Source organism: Rhodococcus sp. NPDC003383, from assembly GCF_053589115.1.
Window position 1 is genome coordinate 125,974 of record NZ_JBSFRG010000010.1, and the last position, 23,043, is coordinate 149,016.

The window sequence follows — 23,043 nt, forward strand, 5'->3', positions numbered from 1 at the left end:
CGCGCTCACCGCCCGGCCTGGTGCTCTTCCACGAGAATCTTCTTCTGCACCTTGCCCATAGCGTTGCGAGGGAGCGTGTCGACGAAGTGGATCTCCCGGGGCCGCTTGTGGATCGACAGGGTGCGTGCGACGAAGTCGGAGAGCGTCCGCGCGTCGTTCGCTTCGCCGACGACGAATGCAACGATGCGCTGACCCAGATCGTCGTCGGGGACTCCGACGACTGCGGCCTCGCCGACGTCCGGGTGATCGAGCAGTGCCGCCTCCACCTCGCCGGCGCCGATCCGGTAGCCGCCCGACTTGATCATGTCGATCGACTCGCGGCCGACGATGCGATGGAATCCTGTTTCGTCCACGACCGCGATGTCCCCGGTCCGGAACCATCCGTCGGCGGTCATCGACTCGGCGGTCTTCTCCGGGTTGCGGAGATATCCGTCGAAGAGGGTGGCACCCGTGATCTCGAGGTTGCCCAGGGTCTCGCCGTCGTGCGGCACGTCGCCGCCGGAAGCGTCCCGGATCCGGCTGTGGACCCCGTCGATCGGGAGGCCGACCCACCCGGGGCGGCGTTCGCCGTCCACCCGGGTGCTCAGCGTGATGATGGTTTCGCTCATGCCGTAGCGCTCGATGGGCGCCGATCCGGTCAACGCCCGCAGCCGTTCGAAGACCGGCACCGGGAGCGGTGCGCTCCCGGACACGAGCAGTCGCGCGGAGCCGAGGGCGCGAGCGGACGACTCGTCGGCGCAGACCCTCGACCAGACGGTCGGTACCCCGAAATACAGCGAGCCCGCCGCAGCCGCATAGGAATCCGGGGTCGGCCGGACGGTGTGATGGAGCGGCGACCCGTGCCGCAGTGCGCCGACGACCCCGAGGATCAGCCCGTGGACGTGGAACAGCGGCAGGCCGTGGACCAGGGTGTCGTCCGGATTCCAGTCCCAGGCCTGCGCCAGCCCGTCGAGTCCGGCGGCCACGGCCGAGCGGGAGAGCAGCACACCCTTCGGTGCACCGGTCGTCCCGGAGGTGTACATGATCATCGCGGTTCGGTCGGCAGCCGGTTCTCGGTGAGTCGACCCGGATCGGGCAGTGATGTCGACCGGGACGGTCTCGAGCGCGACGTCCTCGCGAGGGTCGCCGAGCCAGAGTTGCGCGCGGGAGTCGGTCAGGATGTGTCCACGCTCGCCAGGGCCGGAGTCCGGGGGCACCGGCACCACGGGGACACCGGCGGTCAGGCAGCCGGTGACGGCGACGATCGTCTCGAGGCTTGCGGTCGCATCGATGGCGACGGCACTCGCCCCGGCGACCCGGTCGGCCACGGCAGCCGCAGCAGCGGTCAGTTCCGAACGGGAGAGGGCCCGATCGCCGACCTGGACTGCCGTGCGGTCTTCGGCGTCGGGGGAGAGCGCGGCCAGCAACGGCCGGGTGTCGTCGGTCATGTGTCGATCCTTTTCAGGGGTCGCCGGGGACGCACCCGGGAGACCCGGGTGCATAGGGGGTGATGGATGAGGGGGTGGGTCAGTCGGAGGTGCGCTTCGCCGAGCGGCGGGGTCGCGATCCGTTCTCGAGGGGCTCGAACAGCACGGCCGTGTTGATGGTGGCGAGTTCGCGGCTCGCGGCCTCGTACAGGCCGGTGAGCACCTGCATCGATCGCGACGCGTGCCGCATCTTCGTGGTGATGTCGCTGAGTTCCTCGAGATTGGACACGAGGGTCTCGCGGCGCAACTGGGCGTAGCGGTCGGTGACGGCCCGACCCTTCTCGGTGACGGTGAAGACGGACGAGGTGCCGGCCTTCCGTCGTTCGAGCAGGCCGAGGGTGACGAGTTTGCGGAGGTTGTACTGCAGGTTGGGCAGATCCTCCCGGTTGGTCAGTTGCGCGATCGTCGCAGTATCCTTGGACCGTTCCTGCATCCGGACGACGTGCAGCGCCACGATCTCGTTGAACGCCAGGTCGAGGTCGGTGGCCGTCCGGATCGCCTGGACGGCGAAGCGTTGGAACCCGCCCTCGGCCTGGAGGATTGCGAACTCGAAGGACGTCAACGCGTCCTCATAGGCGTTCTCGGCGAGATGCCAGCGCCTGCCGTCGGGCAGGGGGGTGTTGTCGTCGGTCGGCTCGGAGTCTGCGCTGGTCATCACTGTCTTCCGGGGTCGGCCCGGGCTCATCGCCCCGCGACGCGGTGCGCCGCGCTGGTCAACGGTACCAAGCCCGGCCGCACAGCATCAATGAAAATTTCACGAAATTTCCATTGACTCTCGATCGAAGTTCGATATTGTGGTGTCGGACACAGCGAGTGTCACTCCACTTCTCGGATCACCCGGTTCGCGGGTTCTCATCCCGGTTGCGTCTCAGCCCACAAGATCGCGACCGATCCCACAATCACCACCTCCAGGGAGGTCATTCCATGACCGCTATTTCGCACAGTGGATCCTCGGCGGGCGTCACCCGCCAGTACGCCCCGTATGTCCAGGCGGACTGGGGTTTCGCCAATCACTGGTACCCGGCCCTGCTGTCCAGCGAACTCGAGGACGGCACCGCCAAGGGCGTCACCATCGGCGGGCACGACATTGCGCTGCGCCGTAGCGCAGGCAAGACCTACGCGGTATCCGACCGGTGCATCCACCGCGGCGTGAAGCTCTCGGCGAAGCCGATGTGCCTGTCCGAGGGCACGATCACCTGCTGGTACCACGGCTTCACCTACGGACTCGACGACGGGAGTCTGACCACCATCGTCGGCAATCCCGACGACTCGCTGATCGGAAAGGCCCGCATCCGGACATATCCGGTGGAAGAGGCGAACGGGATCATCTACGTGTTCGTGGGTGAGGAGGACTTCGGCACTCCGCCGCCGTTGGCCAGCGACCTTCCGGCTCCGGTTACCAACGACCCCAACGATTCTCCGGTGCCGCACCTGCTCGACGAAGGTGTCGTGATCCGTGGGATCCACCGCAAGCTGGTCGGCAACTGGCGCCTCGCCGCGGAGAACGGCCTCGATCCGGGCCACCTGCTGGTGCACTGGGACAACCAGATCCTCGTCGCCCTCGACCGTGCCCTGCCCCTCGGCGTCAACGCGCTCACCGACTCGGCGACCGAGGAAATCGACATCGAGAACGGTCCCAAGGGCGTGATGAACCGCTACGACCGCCCCGACCTGTATCAGCCGGTCCTCGACAACCCCAAGGTCAACATGAAGGCCCGCGGCACGGTGCCGCACTACTTCCGCACCTCGCTGTGGGTTCCCGGCGTCCTGATGGTCGAGCACTGGCCGATCACCGATCACGTCCAGTACGAGTTCTACGTCCCGATCGACGACCACCACCACGAGTACTGGGAGGTCATCGCCACCCGCGCCCGCACCGACGAGGAGATCGCGGAGTTCAACTTCAAGTACGACAACTTCATGCTGCCGCTGGCGCTCGAGGGCTTCAACAACAGCGACGTCTTCGCCCGTGAGGCCACCGAGGAGCACTACACCCGTTTCGACGGCTGGAACAACGAAATGCTCTGCGACATGGACTATTCCATCATCGCGTGGCGCAAGATGGCGGCCCGTCATCCGCGCGGGTTCTTCGAGTCGCCGTACCTGGACGAGGACTGACCCATGACGATCACCCCGACCGAAGCGGTGGCGGCGTCCGAGGCCGGCGTCGCCCACACGGTAGACCTGACGTTCGCAGACGGCACCAGGACGGTGACCGTGCCGGCCGGTTCGACGGTCCTCGAGGCGGCGACGGCCGCCGGGGTCCGTCTGGTCAGCCAGTGCACCGTCGGCACGTGCGGCACGTGCGTCGGCAAGGTCGTCCGTGGCGACCTCGCGATGCCCGAGGATCGCGTGTTCTCGTTGCGGCAGGACGAGATTCGCGATGGACAGCGACTGCTGTGCCAGTCGGTGGCGTGCGCGGACAGCGAGGTCGAGCTCGACTACCCGGCCTCGATGCTCGACGAGTACCCGCTCGTCGCCGCCACCGCCAAGGTCGGGGCGATCACCTGGCTCGGTGAGTCGGTGGTCGAGTTCGTGCTCAAGCTGCCGAAGTCCGTCCGGTTCGCCTTCCGTGCCGGTCAGTACGTCCGGATGCGGGTACCGGGCACCGACGAGTGGCGCTCGTACTCGATGGCCTCCGGTGAGCGGGACCGCAAGAAACTCGCCTTCACCATTCGAGTCCTGCCGTCCGGGGTGATGTCGGACTACCTGCGCGACGCCGCCTCCGTCGGTGACCTGATCGAAATCGAGGGTCCCAGCGGCGGATTCGGCCTCGCGGAGGAACCGGGACCCACGCTGATGATCGCCGGCGGCACCGGTCTCGCACCGATGCTGTCCATGCTCGAGAACCTGCAGACCGCCCGCGAGGACCACCCGATCCGCTTGGTGTTCGGCTGCGCCCGGGAGGTGGACCTGTTCCACCTCGACGAACTCGACGCCCGCCGGAGCTTCATGCGCACTCTCGACGTCCGGGTGACGTGCGACGAGCCGACCTCCATCGACGAGGTCCTGACCGGGAACCCGGTCAGCGTCCTCACCGAGGACGATGTCCGCGACCCGCGCACCTCCGCCTACCTGTGCGGACCGCCGGCGATGCTCGCCGCCGCACACGACCGGCTGGTCGAACTCGGCCTGCCCGCCGAGCGCATCCACGCCGAGCAATTCCTTCCCAGCTAGCCGCTCCGCGGCCCCCCTTTTCGAAACAGAGGACGATATGAGCATCACCCGCTTGGGCGCTCTGAGCGTCGACGTCACCGACCTCGACACCTGGCGCCAGGTTCTGGTCGATCTGCTCGGCCTGCAGGCACGCCCCCGGCACAACGACAACGATCCCCTGCTGATCCGGCTCGACGACCACCACCACCGCATCGCGTTGTACCCCGCGAACGAGGACCGGATCCGGGCCATCACCTGGGAGGTCGACAGCCTCGACGACCTCCGCGACGTCGCGGAGCGGGTCGCGGCCGAAGGTATCGACGTCGACTGGATCGACACCGGAGCGCCGGAGGAGAGACTGGCCGTCGCGGCGTTCCGGTTCACCGACGCCGAAGGTTTCCCCAACGAGGTCGTGTTCGGACCCACCATCGACCACACCCCGCTCGCCGGGGGAGGGGTGATCAGTGGCTTCGTCACCGGTGAACTCGGCCTCGGTCACGTGGTGCTGATGTGCCGGGACTACCCGGCCGCGGTCGACTTCTACACCCGCGTCCTCGGCTTCGAGCTCACCGACTACATCGTCTGGGACGGTGCGGATGCCACCTTCCTGCACTGCAATCCGCGGCACCACAGCCTGGCGCTGATGAACGAGTGCTTCAGCTTCACCGGCGGTGACTTCAACCACCTGATGATCGAGACGAAATCGCTCGACGACGTGGGCCGCGCATACGATCTCGTCACCGGCGCGGGCATCGCACTGCAGATGACTTTCGGCCGGCACACCAACGACGGCGTCACCTCGTTCTACATGCGCACACCGTCCGGCTTCGCGATCGAGATCGGCTACGGAGGCGACACGATCGACTCCGACGACTGGGAGGTCAAGACCTTCCGCTCGCCGTCGCGGTGGGGCCACGAACCGCAGAAGGTCGGATGAGTACCGTGACCGGCACCGAGGCCGTCTCTCCGATCGCCGATATTCTCGCCGACGAGCACCCCAGCGTCTCTGCCGTCGAGCGCTGTCTGGACCGGATCACGCAGCGCGACCAGGAAATCGGAGCGTGGGCGCACCTCGATCCGGCGCTCGCCCTCGAACAGGCACGGGCGCGGGACGCCGAGCCGCGACGGTCGCCGCTGCACGGTATCCCGTTCGGGCTCAAGGACATCATCGAGACCGGTGACCAGCCGACCGGCTACGGATCCGACCTGTGGTCCGGGTGGCAGCCCGCGCAGGACGCCGAGGTGGTCCGTCGGCTCCGGCGGGACGGCGCGGTGATCCTCGGCAAGACGACCACCACGGAGTTCGCCACCTACCGGCCCACCGCCACCCGGAACCCGCACGGACTCGATCGAACACCGGGCGGGTCGTCGAGCGGGTCCGCGGCCGCGGTCGCGGACGGTCAGGTGCCGCTCGCGCTCGGTACCCAGACCGCGGGATCGGTGCTGCGGCCGGGATCGTTCTGCGGGGTGTTCACCCTGAAACCGACCTACGGGCGGTGGCCGTTCGACGGGGTCCTGCCCGTCGCGCTCACCTTCGACACCGTCGGCGCATTCGCCCGCCATCCGGCGTGGCTGGGGGCGATCGACGAGTCGCTCTCGACCGACGGGTCCACCACCCCGCCGGCCGCGGTTCTTCCCGCGTTGCGGAACCTGCGCGTGGGGATTCTCCGGCCCCCGTGGGCGGACCGGGCCACCCCGGCCGCGGCGGCGCTGCTCGACGAGTTCGCGGAGAACCTGCGCGGGGTCGTGGCCGACGTGCGGGACGTGCCGGTGCCGGACGAACTGGACGCGCTGGACCGGGCGCACACCCTGGTCATGGCCGTCGAGGCGTCCGCCTCGCTCACCGACCGCATCGCGCGTCCGCATGTCGAACGGGTCTCCGAGCAGTTGCACCGATTCCTTCACGACGGGCGCACCGCCGCCCCCAGCGAGATCCAGCGGGCGCGCCAGGTGCTGAGGGGCGTGCGAACGTTCGTCGGGCGTGCGTTCGACGAGGTCGATGTGCTGGTCACGCTCGCGGCACCGGGCGAGGCCCCGCCGATCGAGACCGGCACCGGCGACCCGGTGTTCAACAAGCTCGCCAGCATCGCCGGGTGCCCGGCGGTCGGCCTGCCCGCCGGGCGCGGGGTCGAGGGCCTGCCCCTCGGTATCCAGCTCATCGCGCCGCACCACGCCGACCAGGGGCTGGTCCGCATCGCGACGTGCCTGACCGATCGCGTCGGACTGGCGCATCGCTTCGAAGTCCACGAAGGGGGCCGACCGTGACCGACACTCTCGACACCACGGACGCCGTGACACTCGATCCCGCCCGGCGGGAGATGTACGAGAAGGTCTGCGCGAAACTGAATCCCGATCGATTCCGGGATCTGCTCGTCGACCTGGTGAACATCCACAGCCCGACCGGTCGGGAGCGTCCTGCGTCCGAGCACATGGCGAGCTACCTGCAGGAGAACGTCGGAATCGACGCCCGGTACCAGCCGATCTCCGAGCACACCGGCAATGCGATCGGCGAGCTACGGGGTAGCGGTGGCGGAAGCCGATTGCTGCTGTACGCGCCCATCGACACCCACATCGATCCCGAGGCCGACGTGCCGTGGGTCGGGAAGTCGTTGCGGCCCGACATGATTCCCGAGGCGAAGGTCGACGGCGATCTGGTGATCGGGCTCGGCGCCTCGAACCCGAAGTGCATGGTGGCGGGGCTGACCGAGGTGCTGCACGCGGTCGTCGACGCGGACCTGCCGTTGCTCGGCGATCTGGCGATCGGCTTCGCGGGCGGCGGGATGCCGGTGAGCATGAGCAATCGCGATCAGGTCGGGATGAGTTCCGGGGTGTTCCATCTGCTCACCCACGGCATGATGCCCGATCACGCGATCGTGCTGAAGCCGTGGTGGGCGGTGTACCCGGAGGAACCCGGGATGTGCTGGTTCAAGGTGACGGTGCGCGGCACGTTCGGGTACGCGGGCATCAGCCGCGGCACCGAGGGTTTCCGATCCTCGATCGTGCCCGCCGCCACGGTGATCCAGGAGATCGAGGCGTGGCTGCCGGAGTACACGGCGCGCAACACCTCCGGGTCGACGCTGCCGGAGGGCTGGATCTCGGCGGTCCGGTCCGGCAGTCCCGACAAGCCGGCCTTCCCGTCCGCGGCGACGGAGATCTATCTCGATGTGCGGGTCAATCCGCGGACCACACCCGGCGAGGTGCGGCATCAGTTCGCCGAGATGATCCGCGCCCTGCGCACGCGACATCCCGACATCGAACTGGACTGGGAGATGTACGGGTCCCTCCCGGCCGGCATGACCGACCCCGACAACTGGATCATCCAGAGCTGCCGACGGGGTTGGGAGGAAGTCGAGGGCAAGCCCTACGAGTCCACCCCTCTGCTGGGTGGGCAGACCGACGGCACTCTGATCCGTCGTCTCGGAATTCCTTGTGCCCGAATCGGTTACCCTTGGCCGCCGGCAAGTGCCCCGGCCGAACTCAACGAGGGTCTCGGCGGCATGGGTGTCGCCTCGGTGACCGACGTGATGATGGCGACCCGTGCCATCGCCTTCGCCGTCGTGGACACCCTGACCCGTACCCGAGAGGAACTCGACCTGTGAAACGTGTACTGAACATCGTCCCCGTCCCGGTTCCGCCGGAGGCGCTGGACGCCTTCGCTGCCCAGCTCTCCGGAGACTTCGTGCACCCGGCGTTCGAGAACGTCTTCGTCTCGGCGCGCAACGGCGGCGGCAGCCTCGACAGCGCCTACGAAACGACCCTCGCGGACGCGTTCGTGCTCGACGCGGGCTGTCGCGCCGAGGAGCAGGGCTACGTCGGGGTCTGCGTGAACTCGATGAGCGATTCGGCGCTCGCCGCCCTGCGGTCCCGGCTGTCCATCCCGGTCGTCGCGCCGAGCCAGGCCACCATGCTGCTGGCCTGCCTGCTCGGCAAGAAGTTCTCGGTGGTCACCATGTGGCCGCAATGGCACGAGCTCTATCACAAGGCTGCTCGCGAAAACGGCATCACCTCCCGACTGGCGTCGGTGCGCGACATCGGCGTCCGCCCGGATGCTGCCGAATTGCTGGCGGGCAAGGAGGATTTCGTCTTCGCGGCGCTCGAGCGCGAGGCGAAGGCCGCCGTTGCGGAGGACGGCGCCGACGTCATCATCCTCGGTTCGACGACGATGCATCAGAGCCACGCCCACCTGTCCACCGTCCTCGACGTTCCGGTGCTCAATCCCGGTGTCGTGGCCTACAAGATGTGCGAAATGCTCGTGCAGACCGGCCTGTCGCACAGCAAGCAGGCATACCCCTCGCCCGAACGGCCGCAGGACGACCTGCTCGCCGCGGTGGCATCCGTCTTCCCCTCGAAGGAGTCCTGATGCAGGTCGACACCAATCCCGAAGTTGCACAGACCATCCGAACCGGTGGGTTCGAGACCAACTACCACGACGTAGGGTCGGGTGACGGCATCCCGGTGCTGCTGCTGCACGGTTCCGGCGCCGGCGTCTCGGCGTGGGCCAACTGGCGGGGACTGATCCCGGTGCTCGCCGAGCAGCGTCGGGTGATCGCCCCCGACCTGGTCGGTTTCGGGTACACCACCCTGCCGGACCCGGTCCGCTTCGAGATCTTCGATACCTGGATCGATCAGATTCTCGCGCTGCTCGACGCCCTCGAGATTCCGAAGGTGCACGTGGTCGGCAATTCGTTCGGTGGGGGACTCGCGTTGCACCTGGCGGTCCGGCATCCGCAGCGGCTCGGCCGGATCGTGCTGATGGGAGCCGGTGGTGTGCAGTTCGACTTCACGCCCGAACTCGACGCGCTGTGGGGCTACACGCCCTCGGTCGAGAACATGAAGAAGATCATGGACATCATGGCCTACGACCGGTCGCTGGTCACCGACGAGCTGGCCGAGCTGCGGTACCGCGCGACGGCGCGGCCCGGCGCACAGGAGGCCTTCGAGCAGGTCTTCCCCGAGCCTCGCCAGCGGTGGCTGGACGCGCAGATCGTGCCCGACGCCGACCTGGCCGCGATCGAGCACGAGGTGCTGATCCTGCACGGCCGGGAGGACCGGGTGGTGCCGGTTGCGGCGTCGCAGAAGATGTTCGACCTGATTCCGAATTCGCAGCTGCACGTCTTCGGCAAGTGCGGTCACTGGACACAGATCGAGCATGCCGCACGCTTCCAGCAGCTGGTGAGTGCCTTCTTCGCCGAGGACACCGCGGGGGCCGATCGGTCATGACCGGCCAGGGACGAAGAGTCGCGGTGGTCGGTGCGGGGATCGCCGGCCTGTGTTCGGCGAAACTGCTGTCCGAGTTCGGATTCGACGTCCACGTCTACGATCGGACCCCGGACGTCGGTGGGGTGTGGAGTGTGACGCGGCGGTATCCCGGTGTCACCACCCAGAACAACAAGGGCACGTACGCGTTCTCCGACTTTCCGATGCCGGCCGACTATCCCGAGTGGCCGACCGGGGAACAAGTCCAGCGGTACCTCGACGACTATGTCGAGCACTTCGATCTCCGGCGCCTGTTGCGTTTGGACACCGAAGTGGTCTCGGCGGACCAGGATCCCGTCTCGCAGCGCTGGACGGTCACCAGCCGGAACGCCGTCGCGGGGGAGACCGCGGTCGAGGAGTACGACCGTCTGGTGGTCGCCAACGGCATTTTCTGCGACCCGTTCCTCCCGCCCTACGAGGGGCGGGAGGAGTACGAGGCCGCGGGAGGCCGGCTCTGCGCAGCCTCGGACTTCCACGACCTCGCCGACGCCGCGGACCGCGACGTACTGGTCGTCGGCTACGGCAAATCGTCCTGCGACGTTGCCGAGGCATTGAGCGACGTCGCGGCCTCGACCACCCTCGTGGCCCGTGAGGTCACCTGGAAGATGCCGCGCAAGCTCGCAAACGTACTGAACTACAAGTACATCCTGCTCACCCGTCTCAGCGAGGGACTGTTCGAGCACATCGAGCAACGCGGACTCGGGCGGTTCCTGACCGGGTCGGGGCGGTTCGTCCGCAACGGGTTGCTCGGCGGCATCGAGGGGGTCGCGCGTCGGCAACTGCGGCTCGACCGGACCGGGCTGGTGCCGGAGGGCTCGTTCGAGCGGATCGTGCGTCACGCGGTCAGCCTCGCCACCGAGGGCTTCTACGAGAAGGTCGAGGCCGGCACGATCTCGGTACGGCGGGGAAGGTCCATCGCGGTGCTGAGGGAGAAGGACGGGCGGCCGGTCGCCGAACTCGACGACGGCACGGTGCTGCCCGCCGACGTGGTCGTCTGCGCTACGGGGTTCGTGCAGCGAGTGCCTTTCCTGCCGGAAGCGGTGCAGAAGCGACTGCTCGACGACGACGGCAACTTCCTGCTGTACCGACAGATCCTGCCGAACGAGGTGGCCAATCTGTACTTCGTCGGCTACGGGTCCTCGCTGTTCAGCCCGCTCAGCGCCGAGGCGGCGGCACTGTGGACCGTCAACCACATGCTGGGAGGGGCGATCCCGCCGGTCGAGGAGCGTCGCGCGTTCGTCCGCACGCGACTGGACTGGATGATCGACCGTACCGAGGGCAAGCAGGCCCGCGGCACGAACATCATCCCGTTCTCGCTCCGGCACGTGGACGAGGTTCTCGACGAGATCGGACTGAACGTCGGCCCGGGCACCCGACTGCTGCAGTGGCTGCTGCCTGCCCGCCCGTCCTCGTACCGGCACGCCGCCCGGGAGCTGAAGCGGCGTCACTCGGTGACCGAAGAAAGGACGGTGGTCTCGACAGCGTCATGATCGTTCGGCTCGATCGTGCGACAGGGCTCGGCGCTGTCATGTCCCGGCACGCGGATCAACGAGGGATCTGCGGGTCTCGGTCATGTACAGCGCCGAGTCCGGTTGTCGGTGTCGCCACGGTCGAGGCGGTGGGTCACAACGGCGGGAGCAGCCGGGTGCGGAACAGGTCGAGGACCTGGTCGAGTGCGTCCCGCGTCGGTTGCCCGGGTTCCTCGATGAGGTGTTCGGTGAGCACCGAGTGAGGTCCGAGGGCCGCTGCGGGATTGGCGGCGGAGTTCTCGAGCTCCACACCGACGAATGCCGGGCCCAGCTGCTCGCGCAGATAGGCGAAGCGTTCGGCACGGCAGTTCTTGTCGCCCTTGAATCGCAGCCCCAGGACCGTGAGCCCGTTGGCGCAGCGCTGTTTGACCTTCGCCAGATCGTCGGGGGAGATGTCGATCGAACGCCGCTGTCGTGCGGTGATTCCGTACGGCAGCGAGGGCTGGGAGAGCACCGGCGCCAGCAGACGGTCGTCGGTGGCCATCGCCAGGGCGAACCCGCCGGTGAAGCACATGCCGACCGCTCCGACCCCCGGCCCGCCGCATCGGCGATGTTCCTCGGCGGCCAGGGCGCGCAGCCACGAGACGACCGGGGAGGTCTTGCCGGTGGCCAGCACGGTGAATTCGCGGCTGATGCAGGCGGGAACGAGCGACTCGGCGAACACGCGGGCCGCGCCCAGCCTGCCGTCGACGTCGGGGTCGGGGTAGGCGCGTCCCGGCCGGCCGAACAGGTGGGGCAGCACGGCCGTGCAGCCGATCGCGGAGACGCGGCGGGCGAACTCGAGCACTTTCGGTGTGATGCCGGGTATTTCGGCGATCACGATCACCGCCGGTCCCGTGCCCTGACGGAAGACCGTGCGCGTCTTGCCGTCGTGGGTGAAGGTGACACGGTCGAAATCGTCCATGGTGTCGTCCGGCATGGAACGTGACGATATCCCGGTGCGTGTTAGGCCGGTGCGGCTTTCGCGTGCGCGGCCGCGAGTGCAGGCGGATCCACTGTCCGCCAGCGCCTGGGTTGGGCGGGACACAGCACCGGGTTTCTCCCCAAACGTTCAGTTGCGTGGTGACTTCGGGCCCTGGTTCCTCGGCCGGGTACGGCGTAGCGTGAGGCGAAGACCAAGTGTGAAGCGCTTGCTCCTCGAGGAATGGCGGTTCGCCGCGACGGGTGTGGGGGCGTCGCACCTGCGTTTGCCATCGCAGATCCTCTCGACGGGAGCCTGCCCGAGGGACCTACCCCTCCGGGCGCTGAAATAGACGCGAGGTGCTCACAGGAGCGACTACGAACGTTCAGACCACCGTCGACGAAGTTCAGCCCAAGCCGTTTGATCCCCGGTCCATCATTCGATCCCCGGTCCATCATCTTGGGGAAGGCTGATGAAAGGCGTCGCCATGGGACACCCACAACGCTCCGAGACGTCGGTCCTCGTGAAGGCCGCATCGACCATCCGGCGGCGCCGCACAGGGTTGGTGGGAGTCCCGTCGAAGCCTCCAGGCCACGTCGCTATCCGCACGACAGCATCCATCGGCGTCGCCGTGTCGGCGGTGATCGGTGTCATGGCGGTGGGCGTCGCGGCTACGGTGTCGCCGCCGGTGCCGCCCGTGAAGCCGGCGGCTTCGACCGCGCTGATCTTGGGCACGTCCACTGTCCCAACGCCCGACGACTACTGGGTCGAGACCGTGATGAATCAGTTCATCGTGCCGACTCATCCGGGGCAGACGATCACGCCCGTTGCGGTGACGACACCGGAGGAGGGCTGGCCCCTCGGTGGGCTCTTGCGCATCCTCGAACTCGTGCTCGGGCCGCCGGAAATCTGGGGGCTCGATGGCCCAGGCTGGCCGGACGAGCCGTGGTGGAAACTCACCGGACTCTTCGATCGCACCCTGAATCAGTCGCTGGAGGCGGGGCTGGACGATCTGGAGAGGGCGATGGCCGAGCACGGCAACGACCATCTGGTGATCTACGGTTACTCACAGAGTGCGATCCTCGCGAATCTGGAGAAGCGCAAGCTCGCCGAGCAATACCCGGCAGGAACCCCAGCCCCCGATATCGACTTTGTACTCGGTGGTGACTTCAACCTTCCGAACGGCGGCTTCTTCGCTCGATTCCCCGGCCTTTACATTCCGATCCTCGATTGGTCGTTCAACGGCCCTGAGCCAGCCGACACCCAGTTCGACACAGTGGTGATCACTCGGCAGTACGATCCCTTCGCCGATTTCCCGTTGTATCCGCTCAACCTCATCGCCGATTTGAACGCGGCTCTGGGCTTCTTCTACGTGCATTCGTATCCGTTCGACGTCAGCCTGGCTGACCCGGCGGCGTCGTCGGCATTCCAGGGCACCCACGGTGACACCAGCTACTACTTCTTCCCGACCGAAGATCTGCCGTTGTTCGGTCCGCTGCGCACTCTCGGTGTTCCTGAATCTGCGATCGACGTGGTGGAACCCACTTTCCGGGTGGTCGTGGAATCGGGCTACGACCGCAGCATCCCGCCCTGGCAACCCACTCCGGCGCGGCTGTTCCCTCCGTTGGATCCGGTGAAGGTGACTGCTGATCTTGTGGAGGCGGTCGGCGAGGGCGTCGACAACGCCCTGGCTCATTTCGCCGCGCCGCCGTTGCCGAGTATCCCGGCGGCGGCGGTCGCGGACGCCAGCCAACCGATGGTGGATCAACCTCCCAGTCCGGTGCGGTTGTTCCCTCCGGAGCCGGCGACTGTGGCCGCAGATATCGTGAACGCAGTCGGGAAGGGTGTCACTAACTTCCTGGCTCCTGTCGGCCCGTATCCGAACTGACCGTTCATCGATGGTTGGGCATCGGCACGTGCTGCGTCGGTCGGATTCTTCGGTGCTGCAATAGCGTCGAGTTGAGGTTCATGGCGTCGTAGACGCCCGCGCCAGCTCCGCTGTCCTCGAATCGTCTCTGTGCTCCCCTGCGCCACCACCTCACGGACCTGCGGGAGTTCACTGTGTACGTCGTCCCGGATCGTCTCGATGTCGACGGCGTGTTCGATGGACCGGGACTATGCGCGCAGGAGCCGGTAGCGGGTGGAGCGGGGGAGCGCTCGCCAGGGCGATTCCTCTAGCCGGTTTGTTCGAGATCCGCCGGCGGCAGGCAGAGGCGGGCGAGGTCGTCGAGTGAGACCGACAGTTCGGTAGCCAGTGCGGCGACCGTGGTGAACGCCGGTGTCGCCAGTCGCCCGGTTTCGATCTTGCGCAGGGTTTCGGGCGAGATGCCCGCGGCGTTCGCGACGTCGGCCAGCGTGCGCCCGCCGCGCGCGCGGCGCAGGTGTTCGCCGAGGCGTTTGCCGGTGGCGAGCTGTTCCGGGGTCAAGGGGAGGCGGACCATGGGGCCACCCTACCCGAACCGGTATGAAAATACCGATGCGATCCGCTTACGGTGGTATTTTAATACCGATTCTTCGACCGATGCAGGAGTGCGGATCGTTGCTGGAACTGAAGACGACACAAGAGATCGCGGCCATGCGCGTCACCGGGGCGTTCATCGCCGATCTGCTCGCGGATCTGGCGGGAATAGCGAAGCCCGGGGTGAACCTGCTCGATCTGGAACATCGCGCGCGGCACCTCATCGAGGAGCGTGGCGCGAAGTCCTGCTACTGGGACTACGCCCCCTCCTTCGGAAGCGGCCCGTTCCGGAACGTCATCTGCCTGTCCGTCAACGACGCTGTCCTGCACGGACTTCCACACGACTATCTGCTACGCGACGGTGACGTGCTCACCATGGACATCGCGGTCTCGATCGACGGATGGGTCGCCGACTCCGCGCGCACCGTCATCGTCGGCACGCCGCGACCCGAGGATCAGCGGCTCGTCGAAGCCACCGAACGGGCCCTCGAAGCCGGAATCGCCGCGGCCCGACCCGGCAACAAACTGGGCGACATCTCGGCGGCGATCGGCGCAGTGGCAGCCGAGTACGGCTATCTCGTCAACACCGAGTTCGGCGGCCACGGCCTCGGTCGTACGATGCACGAGGATCCGCACGTATCCAACACGGGACGTCCCGGCCGCGGCCTGAAACTGCAGCCCGGCCTGACCCTGGCACTCGAACCGTGGTTCGCGCAGGGCACCGACCGGATCGTCTACGACCCGGACGGATGGACCATCCGTTCCGCGGACGGATCACGCACCGCGCACAGCGAACACACCATCGCCATCACCGACGGTGACGCGCAGATCCTCACGCTTCCCGCGGGTCTCTGAACCGAGTGCGATGCGCGGATCCGGTGGGGTGAACGCCGACCGTCGACTAGATTCGTTCGCACGGCTGGAGCCGGGTGCGCCGGCCTCGTCCCGAGCGGAGTGCCATGACCCTGATCGGCGGACTTCCGGCCCATGTCCTGCTCGTTCACGCGATCGTGGTCCTCGTGCCGCTCGTCGCACTCGGGGTCGTTCTCTCGGCGCTCTGGCCGGTCGCGCGTGTCCGGCTGGTGTGGCCCACGCTCGTGCTGGCCGTCGTGCTGCTCGTGCTGACCCCCGTAACCACCGACGCGGGGGAATGGCTCGAGCAGCAGCTCGGGGAGAGCCCGCGGATCGAGACCCACGCCGACCTCGGCGAAACCATGCCCTGGGTCGTGATCGCCCTGTTCGTGGCGGCCCTGCTGGTCGCTGCCGTCCATGTGCTCATCGCCCGTGAACGCATCCCCGCCGCCCGGGTGAGGATCGTGACCGTGATCGTCGCGGTCGTCGCCGTGATCATCGCCGTCGGCGCGGTTGTTCAGGTGTATCGGGTGGGGGAGTCCGGTTCCCGGGCGGTGTGGGAGGGGCGGGTCCCCGTGACGTCCGGATGAGCCGAGCCCGGTCTCGGAAGAAGGGTCGCCCGGCCTCCGCGGTGTTCGGCACCGGACGCACCACGTATCCCATTCCCTGCCCACCGGCCACGAATCGGTCCCGTATCGTCTCGTCGCACGGGCCGCATCCCGCGCCGCGCACGCACGACAAGGAGTCCCGATGGGGGAAGCATTCATCGTCTCGGCCGCCCGCCTACGGATCGGCCGCGCATCGTTCGAGGCCACCCGATGAGCGGCCTGTTCGACGTCGAGGGCAAGACCGTGGTCGTGACCGGCGGCACCCGCGGCATCGGGTTGATGATCGCGAAGGGCTTCGCCGAAGCCGGTGCGCGGGTCATCATCTCGTCCCGCAAGGCCGATGCGTGCGAGTCGGCCGCCGCGGAACTGTCCGCGTTCGGTGACGTGGTCGCGCACCCGGCGGACCTGAGCACCCCGGAGGGGGTGGCCGATCTCGCCGCATTCGTGACCCGGACCTTCGACCGGGTGGACGTGCTGGTCAACAACGCCGGGGCCACCTGGGGTGCGCCCGTCGACGAGTTCCCCCTCTCCGGGTTCGACAAGGTCCTGGGCCTCAACGTCACCTCGGTGTTCGCGCTGACGCAGGCGCTGCTGCCGCAGTTGCGGGCCGCGGCGACCCCGGACGACCCGGCGCGAGTGATCAACATCGGATCGATCGACGGGATCGTGGTCTCGGGAACCGAGAACTTCTCGTACGGGGCATCCAAGGCCGCGGTGCACATGCTCACCCGCAAGCTCGCCGCCACTCTCGCACGCGAGCACATCACCGTGAACGCCGTGGCGCCGGGACCCTTCCCGACGAAGATGATGGCGTTCATACTGGACGACCCCGCGCTGAAATCCGCGGTCGAGGGCAATGTCCCGCTCGGGCGCATCGGTAGCCCCGAAGACATCGCGGGCACCGCGATCTTCCTGTCGTCGCGGGCCGGCGCCTACCTCACCGGCACGGTGATCCCGGTGGACGGGGGCATGAGCGGTACCCGCTGATTCGTTCCGCTCCCGGTGTCGGTAGCAGGCCCTTGTCAAGTGCCCGGTCGAACCCTTTGACTGGTAGGTGGACCCAGCTCCCGATCCCACACCGGACAGCGAGGATGCAGATGCCCACACATCGAGCAGTTCACGTCGAGTCGGCCGGGGGAGCACTGACCCTCGTCGACACCGAAACCACCTCCCCCGATCCCGGACATGTCCGAATTGCGGTGTCCGCCTGCGGAATCTGCGGCACCGACCACGGCTTCGTGAACGGCGGATTTCCCGGTACGACCTGGCCGCTGACGCCCGGCCACGAAATCGCCGGAACCATCGCCGAACTCGGCGCCGGGGTCACCGGTTTCGACATCGGCGACCGGGTCGCGGTGGGATGGTTCGGCGGCCACTGCAACGAGTGCGTTCCCTGCCGCCGAGGAATATTCATCCACTGCGAAAAGCTGCAGGTGCCGAGTTGGCACTATCCGGGCGGTTACGCCGAGTCGGTGACGGTGCCCGTCACTGCGCTCGCCCGGATTCCGGACGAACTGTCGTTCTCGGAGGCCGCCCCCATGGGTTGCGCCGGCGTCACCACCTACAACGCGCTGCGCAAGACCCGGGCACTACCCGGCGACCGGGTCGCGGTCCTGGGACTCGGCGGTCTCGGTCACCTGGGAGCGCAGTTCGCCCGCGCGATGGGATTCGAGACCGTTGCCATCGCGCGTGGCGCCGGCAAACGGGACGACGCCCTGGAGCTGGGGGCCCATCGCTACGTGGACTCCTCGGCGGGCGACGTGGCGGAGGCGTTGCAGGCACTCGGTGGCGTGTCGGTGGTGCTGGCCACCGCGGCGAACTCCGCGGCGATGGCCGCGACGGTCGGTGGGTTGCAGCCGCAGGGCGAACTCGTCGTCGTCGGCGCGACGGTCGATCCGCTGCCGATCAATCCTCTGCAGCTGATCATGCCCGGGCTGAGTGTGACCGGTCACCCGTCCGGGACGGCACGCGATGTCGAGGAGACGATGCGATTCGCGGTACAGACCGGAGTGCGCGCTCGCATCGAGGAATGTCCCCTGTCCGAGGCCGCGCAGGCGTACGCCGTCGCCGAGGAGGGACGCGCGCGCTATCGCATGGTGCTCACCATGTGAGCACAACTGCCCTAAGCCCTGCCGGTCCCCTCGGCGAGCCCCTTGTCCAGCTGTGCGACGAGCACCTTGCCGAGTTCGGTGAGGGCGCGCAGCTGATCGTCGTCCAGCCCGTCGAACACCAGCCGGCGCACCGTCTCGACGTGGGACGGCGCCGCCTCGACGACCTTCTCGTAGCCGCTGTCGGTCAGTACCGCGTACGAGCCGCGGCTGCCCGGAATCGGCTCGCGGTACACCCAGCTGCGCTTGGCGAGGCGGGTGACCACGTGGGACAGCCGCGACAGCGACGCATTCACCGATTCCGCGAGGACGGACAACTGGGCGCGCCGGTCCGGTGCCTCCGACAGCAGCGCGAGGGTGAAGTACTCGAAGTGCGTCAGATCGGAGTCGCGCTGGGTCTGGGTGTCCAGGGCGGCGGGCAACCGGGTGATCACCGACACCAGCAATCGCCAGGCGGCCTGCTCGTTCGGGTCGAGCCAGCGGGGACTGTCGCTGCCCATGAATGTGTCCTCGCTTCCGTCGTCACTACCCGTCCAGCCTGCCAAAGAGACGGGTGCTCGCGCGCGGCGGGCCGCTCCGATCACTTCGGATCGGTGTCGTCCGCGCGGCAGATCATCACGGGCCGCTCCGCGCGGTGAAGAAGATTCTGACTCGTCGAACCGAGCAGGGCACCGGCGATGCGGCCCCGGCCGCGGCTGCCGACGACCACGAGCTGGGCGTCGTCCAGGACCCGCAGCAGCTCGCGTGGCGCGGATCCGCGCGTCGATACCTCCTCGACCGCCACGTCGGGGAAGCGCTGCCGGTAAGGGGCGAGAATCTCGCGCAACTTCGACGCCTGCTCGCCTGCCACGGCGTCCCAGTCGACGAGGAGCGTCGCCGGACCCACGATCGGCATCGAGTCGGTGATCACGGTGTCGGCGGCGAATTCGCCGGTCCAGGTGCGGACCGCGGTGACGGGTGCGCCCGTCAGCTCGGCGAAGCCGAATGCGGTTTCGGTCGCGTTCGCGGATGTCGACGTGCCGTCCACGCCGACGACGATCGGGCGGGTGTCCGGTCCCGGATCGGCCGGGTCGCCGCGCCACACCACGACCGGGCACGGCGCGCGGCCGGCCACCCGGGACGCGGTGGAGCCGAGCAGCCACCGCTCGACCGACCCGCGACCGGTCGCGCCGACGACGATGAGCGACGCGTCCTTCGCGGCCGTGAGCAGGGTCGTCGCGGGGGCCTCCTCGTCGAGCAGCGTCGTCAGCTGGGCCTCGGGTGCGTGCTCCCGGACGGCGGCGACCGTCTCGGAGAGGATGCGGGTGCCGTCCTCGGTCAGGCTGTCCGCCAGCTGCTGGGACAGGGTCGGATCGCCGATGCCGAGCAGGCGCGTGGGGTGCGATGTCGAATGCACCAGTTGCAGTGACCGGCCCAGCTTCCCGGCGACCGCTGCGGCCCACTTCGCGGCGCCGAGCGAGGTGTCGGATCCGTCGATGCCGACCGCGATGTGTGTTCCGGTGTTCACGAATGTCATGCCTTCCTCGCCTTCGGCCGATGGTCAGCTGTCGTGCGAACTTGCGTGGCGATCGAGCCTGCCGCGACACGAGTTGAGACTATCTCTCGCATGGCTCTTCTCGCGGCGTTCATTGTGGTGACGACCCTCGTCGTGATGACGATCGGGAAGGCCCCTGCAGTGCTGGCATTGGCCACGGCACTGGTCGTCGCGGGCCTGGCCGGGATTGCCACTCCGGCCGAACTGTTCGCGGGGTTGAGCAACAGCGGCGTCATCACGATCGCGGCGATGCTCGTCATCGCGAAAGGCGTCCTGCGGACCGGGGCGGTTTCCCGCGTCACCCATCTGCTGCTGTCCGGGGTTCGCACCTCGGGTCAGGTGCTGCGCCGGTTGATTCCGTCGGTCGGGTTCGTCTCGGCGCTGATCAACACGACCCCGATCGTGGCGATGCTCATCCCGGCCACGAAGGAACTCGAGCAGCGGTCCCGGATCCCGGCGCGCGGAATCCTGCTGCCGGTGGCGCACGCGACGACCCTGGCGGGGTCGGCGACGCTGATCGGAACCAGTTCGAATCTGCTCATCGCCGGGCTCGCCGAGCCGGCCGGGGTGCGGGTGTCGATGTTCTCGTTCGTGCCCATCGCGGTGCCCGTGGCCGTCGTCGGCTGGCTGGTGCTGACGGTCACCGCACCCTTGCTGCTCGGTGGACGGGTCGCCGAGGGGGAACGCGACCTGTCGTGGCAGGCCGAGATCCCGATCTCGGCGCGGGCGCTTGCCGTCGGCCGCACCGCATCCCGGCTCGACGTCCGTTCCACGGCGGAGTACGAACTCGTGGAGATCCGCCGCTGGGGCGACCCCGTGGCCATCGACAGCACGCTCGAGCCGGGCGACGTCCTGGTGTACCGGGCGACCGAGGCCGGTGTCCGGATGCTGTGGTCGAACCCGGTTTTCGGCCTCGTTCCGCAGCGGTTGTTCCGCGTGGCCATCGCCACCAACGAGGGCCGGTCGGTGCGCGACCTCGAGGAGCACGAGGACATCCTGGTGATCGCCGCGCAGACCGATCGGCTGCTGCGTGAGGCTCCCGCGCAACCCGGTGGGTTGTGCCTGGTCACCGCGGAATCGGCCGACTCGCTCGCGGACAACTCCCTGGTCGCGGTGTGGCGGGAGCTGTCCGGCAAGGCGCCGCAGGCCGCGAAGACGTGGATCGCCGTGAGCATCCTGGCCGCCACCATCGCCGCGGCGTCGTCCGGCGTCCTCGCGGTCGAACTCGTCGCGACCGCCGGCGCCGTCCTGATGGTGCTGACCGGGGTGCTGACGCCGAGATCGGCCGTGCGCGCCCTGAACTGGAACATCCTGGCGATCATCGCCGGATCGGTGGGGCTGGGCACGATCGTCATGCGCAGCGGCCTCGGGGACTACATCTCCGACGCCGTTCTCACCCTGGGGGCCGGGAACGTCGCGTTGATCGTGCTGGTGTTCGTCGTCGGCACGACGTTGTTGACGAACGTGGTGACCAACGCCGCCGCCGCGGCCATCCTGACCCCGATCGCCCTGCAGATCGCCGCGACCACGGACCTGGATCCGGTGCTGCTGCTCACGCTGATCGGCACGTGCATCTCGTTCACCTTCCTCAACCCGTACAGCCACCAGACGAACCTCATGGTGTTGCGCCCGGGCGGGTACTCGACGGCGACGTTCGTGCGGTTCGGGATCCCGCTGACGCTGGCGGTCGCCGCGTCGGCGGTGGGGGTGGGCTGGGCGCTGCTCACGTTCACGGGCTGACGCGGACGGTCCGGCCGGTCGGAGGCGCCCGGTACGACGGTCGGTGCACCGATATTTCGGTACGCCCGCCGTCATTTCGGTCTTCTCCGGTGTGAGCACGCTCGCGGCGGTGGGGAATGAACTTGGCGATCCGCTCGTTGCACCCCTATGATGGTTGAAGCTTCAACTTTTAGGAGTGTCATGAGCACCATGCCCGCCCTGTTCCTGAGCCACGGCGCCCCGCCGCTCGTCGACAGCGAACTGTGGGTGTCCCAGCTGCAGCGGTGGGCAGCGGACCTGCCGCGACCCACGGCGATCCTCGTGGTGTCCGCGCACTGGGAATCGGCGCCGCTGACCATCGGCGCCACCGCCACCGGCACCCCGCTCGTCTACGACTTCTGGGGCTTCCCGCAGCGCTTCTACGAGGTCACCTACACCGCACCCGGCGCACCCGACCTCGCCCGCCAGGTCGCGGCGCTGATGCCCGACAACGAACCGGTCGTGCAGCAGCCCGACCGCGGTCTCGACCACGGCGCCTATGTGCCGCTGACCGTCATGTACCCCGACGGCGACATCCCGGTGCTGCAGATCTCGCTGCCCACCCTCGACCCGCAGCGGCTGCTGCACCTCGGCGAGCGCCTGCGGCCGCTGCGCGAGCAGGGCGTGCTCATCGTCGGCTCCGGCTTCACCACCCACGGCCTGCCGTTCCTGCGCGACATGCGACCCGAGGCGACCGCCCCCGGCTGGTCCTCCGAGTTCGACGCGTGGGCCGGGGAACGGTTCGCGGCCGGCGACATCGAGGGACTGCTCGACTTCCGCACCGGGGCACCGGGCATGCCCTACGCGCACCCGACCGTCGAGCACTTCGCGCCGCTGTTCGTCACGCTCGGTGCGTCCAGCAACCCCGAGCAGTCGGCCCGGCAGGTCATCGACGGATTCTGGATGGGCCTGGCGAAACGCTCGATCCAGGTGGACTGAACCCGCTCAGCGGGCGCGCAGCGCGTCGAGCGCGCGGTCCGCGTGCACCGACGCGCGCAACTCGCTCGCGACCACGTCGAGGATGCGGCGATCGGTGTCGATCACGAACGTGGTCCGCTTGACCGGGGACAGCTTCCCGAGCAGCCCGCGCCGCACCCCGTACGCCGCGGCGGCGACACCGTCCGGGTCCGACAGCAGCGGGAAGTCGAATCTCTGCCGCGTCGCCCACGACGCGAGCCGGTCCACCGGATCGGCGCTGATCCCGACGCGGGTCGCGCCGACGGCGGCGAACTGCGCCGCCAGATCCCGGAAATGGCAGGCCTCCGCGGTGCACACCGGCGTGAACGCGGCCGGGTAGAAGAACAGCACCAGCGGGCCGTCGGCGAGCAGCTCGCCGAGCGAGCGCAGCTTGCCGTCCTGGTCGCGCAGCGAGAAATCGGGGGCGATGTCACCGGGTCTCATGCCCGGCGACGCTACC

22 protein-coding genes are annotated in these 23,043 nt (G+C 68.2%); 15 read left to right on the forward strand and 7 right to left on the reverse strand.

Going from position 1 to position 23,043, the window contains the following annotated elements:
* Positions 1-5: 5 nt before the first annotated feature.
* Entirely contained in the window at positions 6-1,427 is a 1,422-nt protein-coding gene (locus ACWDTS_RS11755) for an acyl-CoA synthetase (protein WP_450118229.1), read from the reverse strand.
* Between the two features lie 79 nt (positions 1,428-1,506).
* Complete coding sequence (locus ACWDTS_RS11760; protein ID WP_450110878.1) at positions 1,507-2,121, reverse strand: winged helix DNA-binding protein; 615 nt, start codon at positions 2,119-2,121, stop codon at positions 1,507-1,509.
* Between the two features lie 269 nt (positions 2,122-2,390).
* Between ACWDTS_RS11760 and ACWDTS_RS11765 the strand changes: the two genes are divergently transcribed.
* From ACWDTS_RS11765 to ACWDTS_RS11800, 8 genes are read left to right on the forward strand one after another with little or no spacing between them, the layout of a single operon-like run.
* A complete protein-coding gene (locus ACWDTS_RS11765) occupies positions 2,391-3,584 on the forward strand; it encodes a Rieske 2Fe-2S domain-containing protein (protein ID WP_248674905.1) in 1,194 nt (397 codons plus the stop codon).
* Positions 3,585-3,587: 3 nt separating this feature from the next.
* Entirely contained in the window at positions 3,588-4,643 is a 1,056-nt protein-coding gene (locus ACWDTS_RS11770; RefSeq protein ID WP_450118230.1) for an FAD-binding oxidoreductase, read from the forward strand.
* A gap of 37 nt (positions 4,644-4,680) precedes the next feature.
* On the forward strand, positions 4,681-5,559 hold the full coding sequence (locus ACWDTS_RS11775) for a VOC family protein (RefSeq protein ID WP_248674907.1): 879 nt from the start codon (positions 4,681-4,683) through the stop codon (positions 5,557-5,559).
* Entirely contained in the window at positions 5,556-6,887 is a 1,332-nt protein-coding gene (locus ACWDTS_RS11780; RefSeq protein WP_450118231.1) for an amidase, read from the forward strand. Before ACWDTS_RS11775 ends, ACWDTS_RS11780 begins: the two co-directional genes overlap by 4 nt.
* Positions 6,884-8,221 (forward strand): M20 family metallopeptidase, encoded by a 1,338-nt coding sequence (locus tag ACWDTS_RS11785; protein ID WP_450118232.1) that lies wholly within the window; start codon positions 6,884-6,886, stop codon positions 8,219-8,221. The genes ACWDTS_RS11780 and ACWDTS_RS11785 overlap by 4 nt, the downstream gene beginning before the upstream one ends.
* Complete coding sequence (locus ACWDTS_RS11790; protein WP_197252014.1) at positions 8,218-8,982, forward strand: aspartate/glutamate racemase family protein; 765 nt, start codon at positions 8,218-8,220, stop codon at positions 8,980-8,982. The genes ACWDTS_RS11785 and ACWDTS_RS11790 overlap by 4 nt, the downstream gene beginning before the upstream one ends.
* Entirely contained in the window at positions 8,982-9,842 is an 861-nt protein-coding gene (locus ACWDTS_RS11795) for an alpha/beta fold hydrolase (protein ID WP_420752312.1), read from the forward strand. The genes ACWDTS_RS11790 and ACWDTS_RS11795 overlap by 1 nt, the downstream gene beginning before the upstream one ends.
* Positions 9,839-11,368, forward strand: coding sequence for a flavin-containing monooxygenase (locus tag ACWDTS_RS11800; RefSeq protein WP_450118233.1), 1,530 nt, complete (start codon positions 9,839-9,841; stop codon positions 11,366-11,368). Before ACWDTS_RS11795 ends, ACWDTS_RS11800 begins: the two co-directional genes overlap by 4 nt.
* A gap of 133 nt (positions 11,369-11,501) precedes the next feature.
* Here ACWDTS_RS11800 and ACWDTS_RS11805 read toward each other — a convergent pair whose 3' ends face one another.
* Entirely contained in the window at positions 11,502-12,326 is an 825-nt protein-coding gene (locus tag ACWDTS_RS11805; RefSeq protein WP_450118234.1) for a dienelactone hydrolase family protein, read from the reverse strand.
* Positions 12,327-12,780: 454 nt separating this feature from the next.
* On the opposite strand from ACWDTS_RS11805, the gene ACWDTS_RS11810 reads away from it, so the two are divergent.
* Positions 12,781-14,196, forward strand: coding sequence for a PE-PPE domain-containing protein (locus ACWDTS_RS11810; RefSeq protein WP_450118235.1), 1,416 nt, complete (start codon positions 12,781-12,783; stop codon positions 14,194-14,196).
* Positions 14,197-14,482: 286 nt separating this feature from the next.
* Here ACWDTS_RS11810 and ACWDTS_RS11815 read toward each other — a convergent pair whose 3' ends face one another.
* A complete protein-coding gene (locus tag ACWDTS_RS11815; RefSeq protein WP_450118236.1) occupies positions 14,483-14,749 on the reverse strand; it encodes a helix-turn-helix domain-containing protein in 267 nt (88 codons plus the stop codon).
* 98 nt (positions 14,750-14,847) lie between these two features.
* Between ACWDTS_RS11815 and map the strand changes: the two genes are divergently transcribed.
* The 4 genes from map to ACWDTS_RS11835 all read left to right on the forward strand — a co-directional run bounded on the left by map (position 14,848) and on the right by ACWDTS_RS11835 (position 18,337).
* Positions 14,848-15,621 carry a type I methionyl aminopeptidase gene (gene map / locus ACWDTS_RS11820; protein ID WP_450118250.1) on the forward strand — a complete coding sequence of 258 codons (774 nt, stop codon included), beginning with the start codon at positions 14,848-14,850 and terminating at the stop codon, positions 15,619-15,621.
* 104 nt (positions 15,622-15,725) lie between these two features.
* The gene (locus tag ACWDTS_RS11825; protein WP_450118237.1) at positions 15,726-16,208 is read left to right on the forward strand and encodes a DUF2231 domain-containing protein; all 483 of its coding nucleotides are present in this window, start codon (positions 15,726-15,728) and stop codon (positions 16,206-16,208) included.
* A 228-nt stretch (positions 16,209-16,436) separates the two neighbouring features.
* Positions 16,437-17,213, forward strand: a complete 777-nt coding sequence (locus tag ACWDTS_RS11830) for an SDR family oxidoreductase (protein ID WP_450118238.1) — start codon at positions 16,437-16,439, stop codon at positions 17,211-17,213.
* Between the two features lie 110 nt (positions 17,214-17,323).
* Positions 17,324-18,337 carry an alcohol dehydrogenase catalytic domain-containing protein gene (locus ACWDTS_RS11835; RefSeq protein WP_450118239.1) on the forward strand — a complete coding sequence of 338 codons (1,014 nt, stop codon included), beginning with the start codon at positions 17,324-17,326 and terminating at the stop codon, positions 18,335-18,337.
* A gap of 11 nt (positions 18,338-18,348) precedes the next feature.
* Here ACWDTS_RS11835 and ACWDTS_RS11840 read toward each other — a convergent pair whose 3' ends face one another.
* Positions 18,349-18,834 (reverse strand): MarR family winged helix-turn-helix transcriptional regulator, encoded by a 486-nt coding sequence (locus ACWDTS_RS11840; RefSeq protein WP_450110868.1) that lies wholly within the window; start codon positions 18,832-18,834, stop codon positions 18,349-18,351.
* Between the two features lie 80 nt (positions 18,835-18,914).
* On the reverse strand, positions 18,915-19,850 hold the full coding sequence (locus ACWDTS_RS11845) for a universal stress protein (RefSeq protein WP_450110867.1): 936 nt from the start codon (positions 19,848-19,850) through the stop codon (positions 18,915-18,917).
* A 90-nt stretch (positions 19,851-19,940) separates the two neighbouring features.
* On the opposite strand from ACWDTS_RS11845, the gene ACWDTS_RS11850 reads away from it, so the two are divergent.
* Positions 19,941-21,608 carry an SLC13 family permease gene (locus tag ACWDTS_RS11850; protein ID WP_450118240.1) on the forward strand — a complete coding sequence of 556 codons (1,668 nt, stop codon included), beginning with the start codon at positions 19,941-19,943 and terminating at the stop codon, positions 21,606-21,608.
* A gap of 189 nt (positions 21,609-21,797) precedes the next feature.
* The gene (locus ACWDTS_RS11855) at positions 21,798-22,565 is read left to right on the forward strand and encodes a dioxygenase family protein (RefSeq protein ID WP_450110897.1); all 768 of its coding nucleotides are present in this window, start codon (positions 21,798-21,800) and stop codon (positions 22,563-22,565) included.
* 6 nt (positions 22,566-22,571) lie between these two features.
* On the opposite strand, the gene ACWDTS_RS11860 is transcribed toward ACWDTS_RS11855, so the two are convergent.
* A complete protein-coding gene (locus ACWDTS_RS11860; RefSeq protein WP_450110864.1) occupies positions 22,572-23,027 on the reverse strand; it encodes a peroxiredoxin in 456 nt (151 codons plus the stop codon).
* Positions 23,028-23,043: the final 16 nt, after the last annotated feature.

Bases quoted from the DNA above. Each gene is read 5' to 3' on its own strand.
- ACWDTS_RS11855 (WP_450110897.1), top strand. From the start codon at position 21,798: ATGCCCGCCCTGTTCCTGAGCCACGGCGCCCCGCCGCTCGTCGACAGC.
- ACWDTS_RS11825 (WP_450118237.1), top strand. From the start codon at position 15,726: ATGACCCTGATCGGCGGACTTCCGGCCCATGTCCTGCTCGTTCACGCG.
- ACWDTS_RS11850 (WP_450118240.1), top strand. From the start codon at position 19,941: ATGGCTCTTCTCGCGGCGTTCATTGTGGTGACGACCCTCGTCGTGATG.
- ACWDTS_RS11840 (WP_450110868.1), bottom strand. From the start codon at position 18,834: ATGGGCAGCGACAGTCCCCGCTGGCTCGACCCGAACGAGCAGGCCGCC.
- ACWDTS_RS11805 (WP_450118234.1), bottom strand. From the start codon at position 12,326: ATGCCGGACGACACCATGGACGATTTCGACCGTGTCACCTTCACCCAC.
- ACWDTS_RS11770 (WP_450118230.1), top strand. From the start codon at position 3,588: ATGACGATCACCCCGACCGAAGCGGTGGCGGCGTCCGAGGCCGGCGTC.
- ACWDTS_RS11835 (WP_450118239.1), top strand. From the start codon at position 17,324: ATGCCCACACATCGAGCAGTTCACGTCGAGTCGGCCGGGGGAGCACTG.
- ACWDTS_RS11760 (WP_450110878.1), bottom strand. From the start codon at position 2,121: ATGACCAGCGCAGACTCCGAGCCGACCGACGACAACACCCCCCTGCCC.
- ACWDTS_RS11815 (WP_450118236.1), bottom strand. From the start codon at position 14,749: ATGGTCCGCCTCCCCTTGACCCCGGAACAGCTCGCCACCGGCAAACGC.
- ACWDTS_RS11830 (WP_450118238.1), top strand. From the start codon at position 16,437: ATGAGCGGCCTGTTCGACGTCGAGGGCAAGACCGTGGTCGTGACCGGC.
- ACWDTS_RS11775 (WP_248674907.1), top strand. From the start codon at position 4,681: ATGAGCATCACCCGCTTGGGCGCTCTGAGCGTCGACGTCACCGACCTC.
- ACWDTS_RS11795 (WP_420752312.1), top strand. From the start codon at position 8,982: ATGCAGGTCGACACCAATCCCGAAGTTGCACAGACCATCCGAACCGGT.
- ACWDTS_RS11765 (WP_248674905.1), top strand. From the start codon at position 2,391: ATGACCGCTATTTCGCACAGTGGATCCTCGGCGGGCGTCACCCGCCAG.
- ACWDTS_RS11860 (WP_450110864.1), bottom strand. From the start codon at position 23,027: ATGAGACCCGGTGACATCGCCCCCGATTTCTCGCTGCGCGACCAGGAC.
- ACWDTS_RS11845 (WP_450110867.1), bottom strand. From the start codon at position 19,850: ATGACATTCGTGAACACCGGAACACACATCGCGGTCGGCATCGACGGA.
- ACWDTS_RS11755 (WP_450118229.1), bottom strand. From the start codon at position 1,427: ATGACCGACGACACCCGGCCGTTGCTGGCCGCGCTCTCCCCCGACGCC.
- ACWDTS_RS11810 (WP_450118235.1), top strand. From the start codon at position 12,781: ATGAAAGGCGTCGCCATGGGACACCCACAACGCTCCGAGACGTCGGTC.
- ACWDTS_RS11800 (WP_450118233.1), top strand. From the start codon at position 9,839: ATGACCGGCCAGGGACGAAGAGTCGCGGTGGTCGGTGCGGGGATCGCC.
- ACWDTS_RS11780 (WP_450118231.1), top strand. From the start codon at position 5,556: ATGAGTACCGTGACCGGCACCGAGGCCGTCTCTCCGATCGCCGATATT.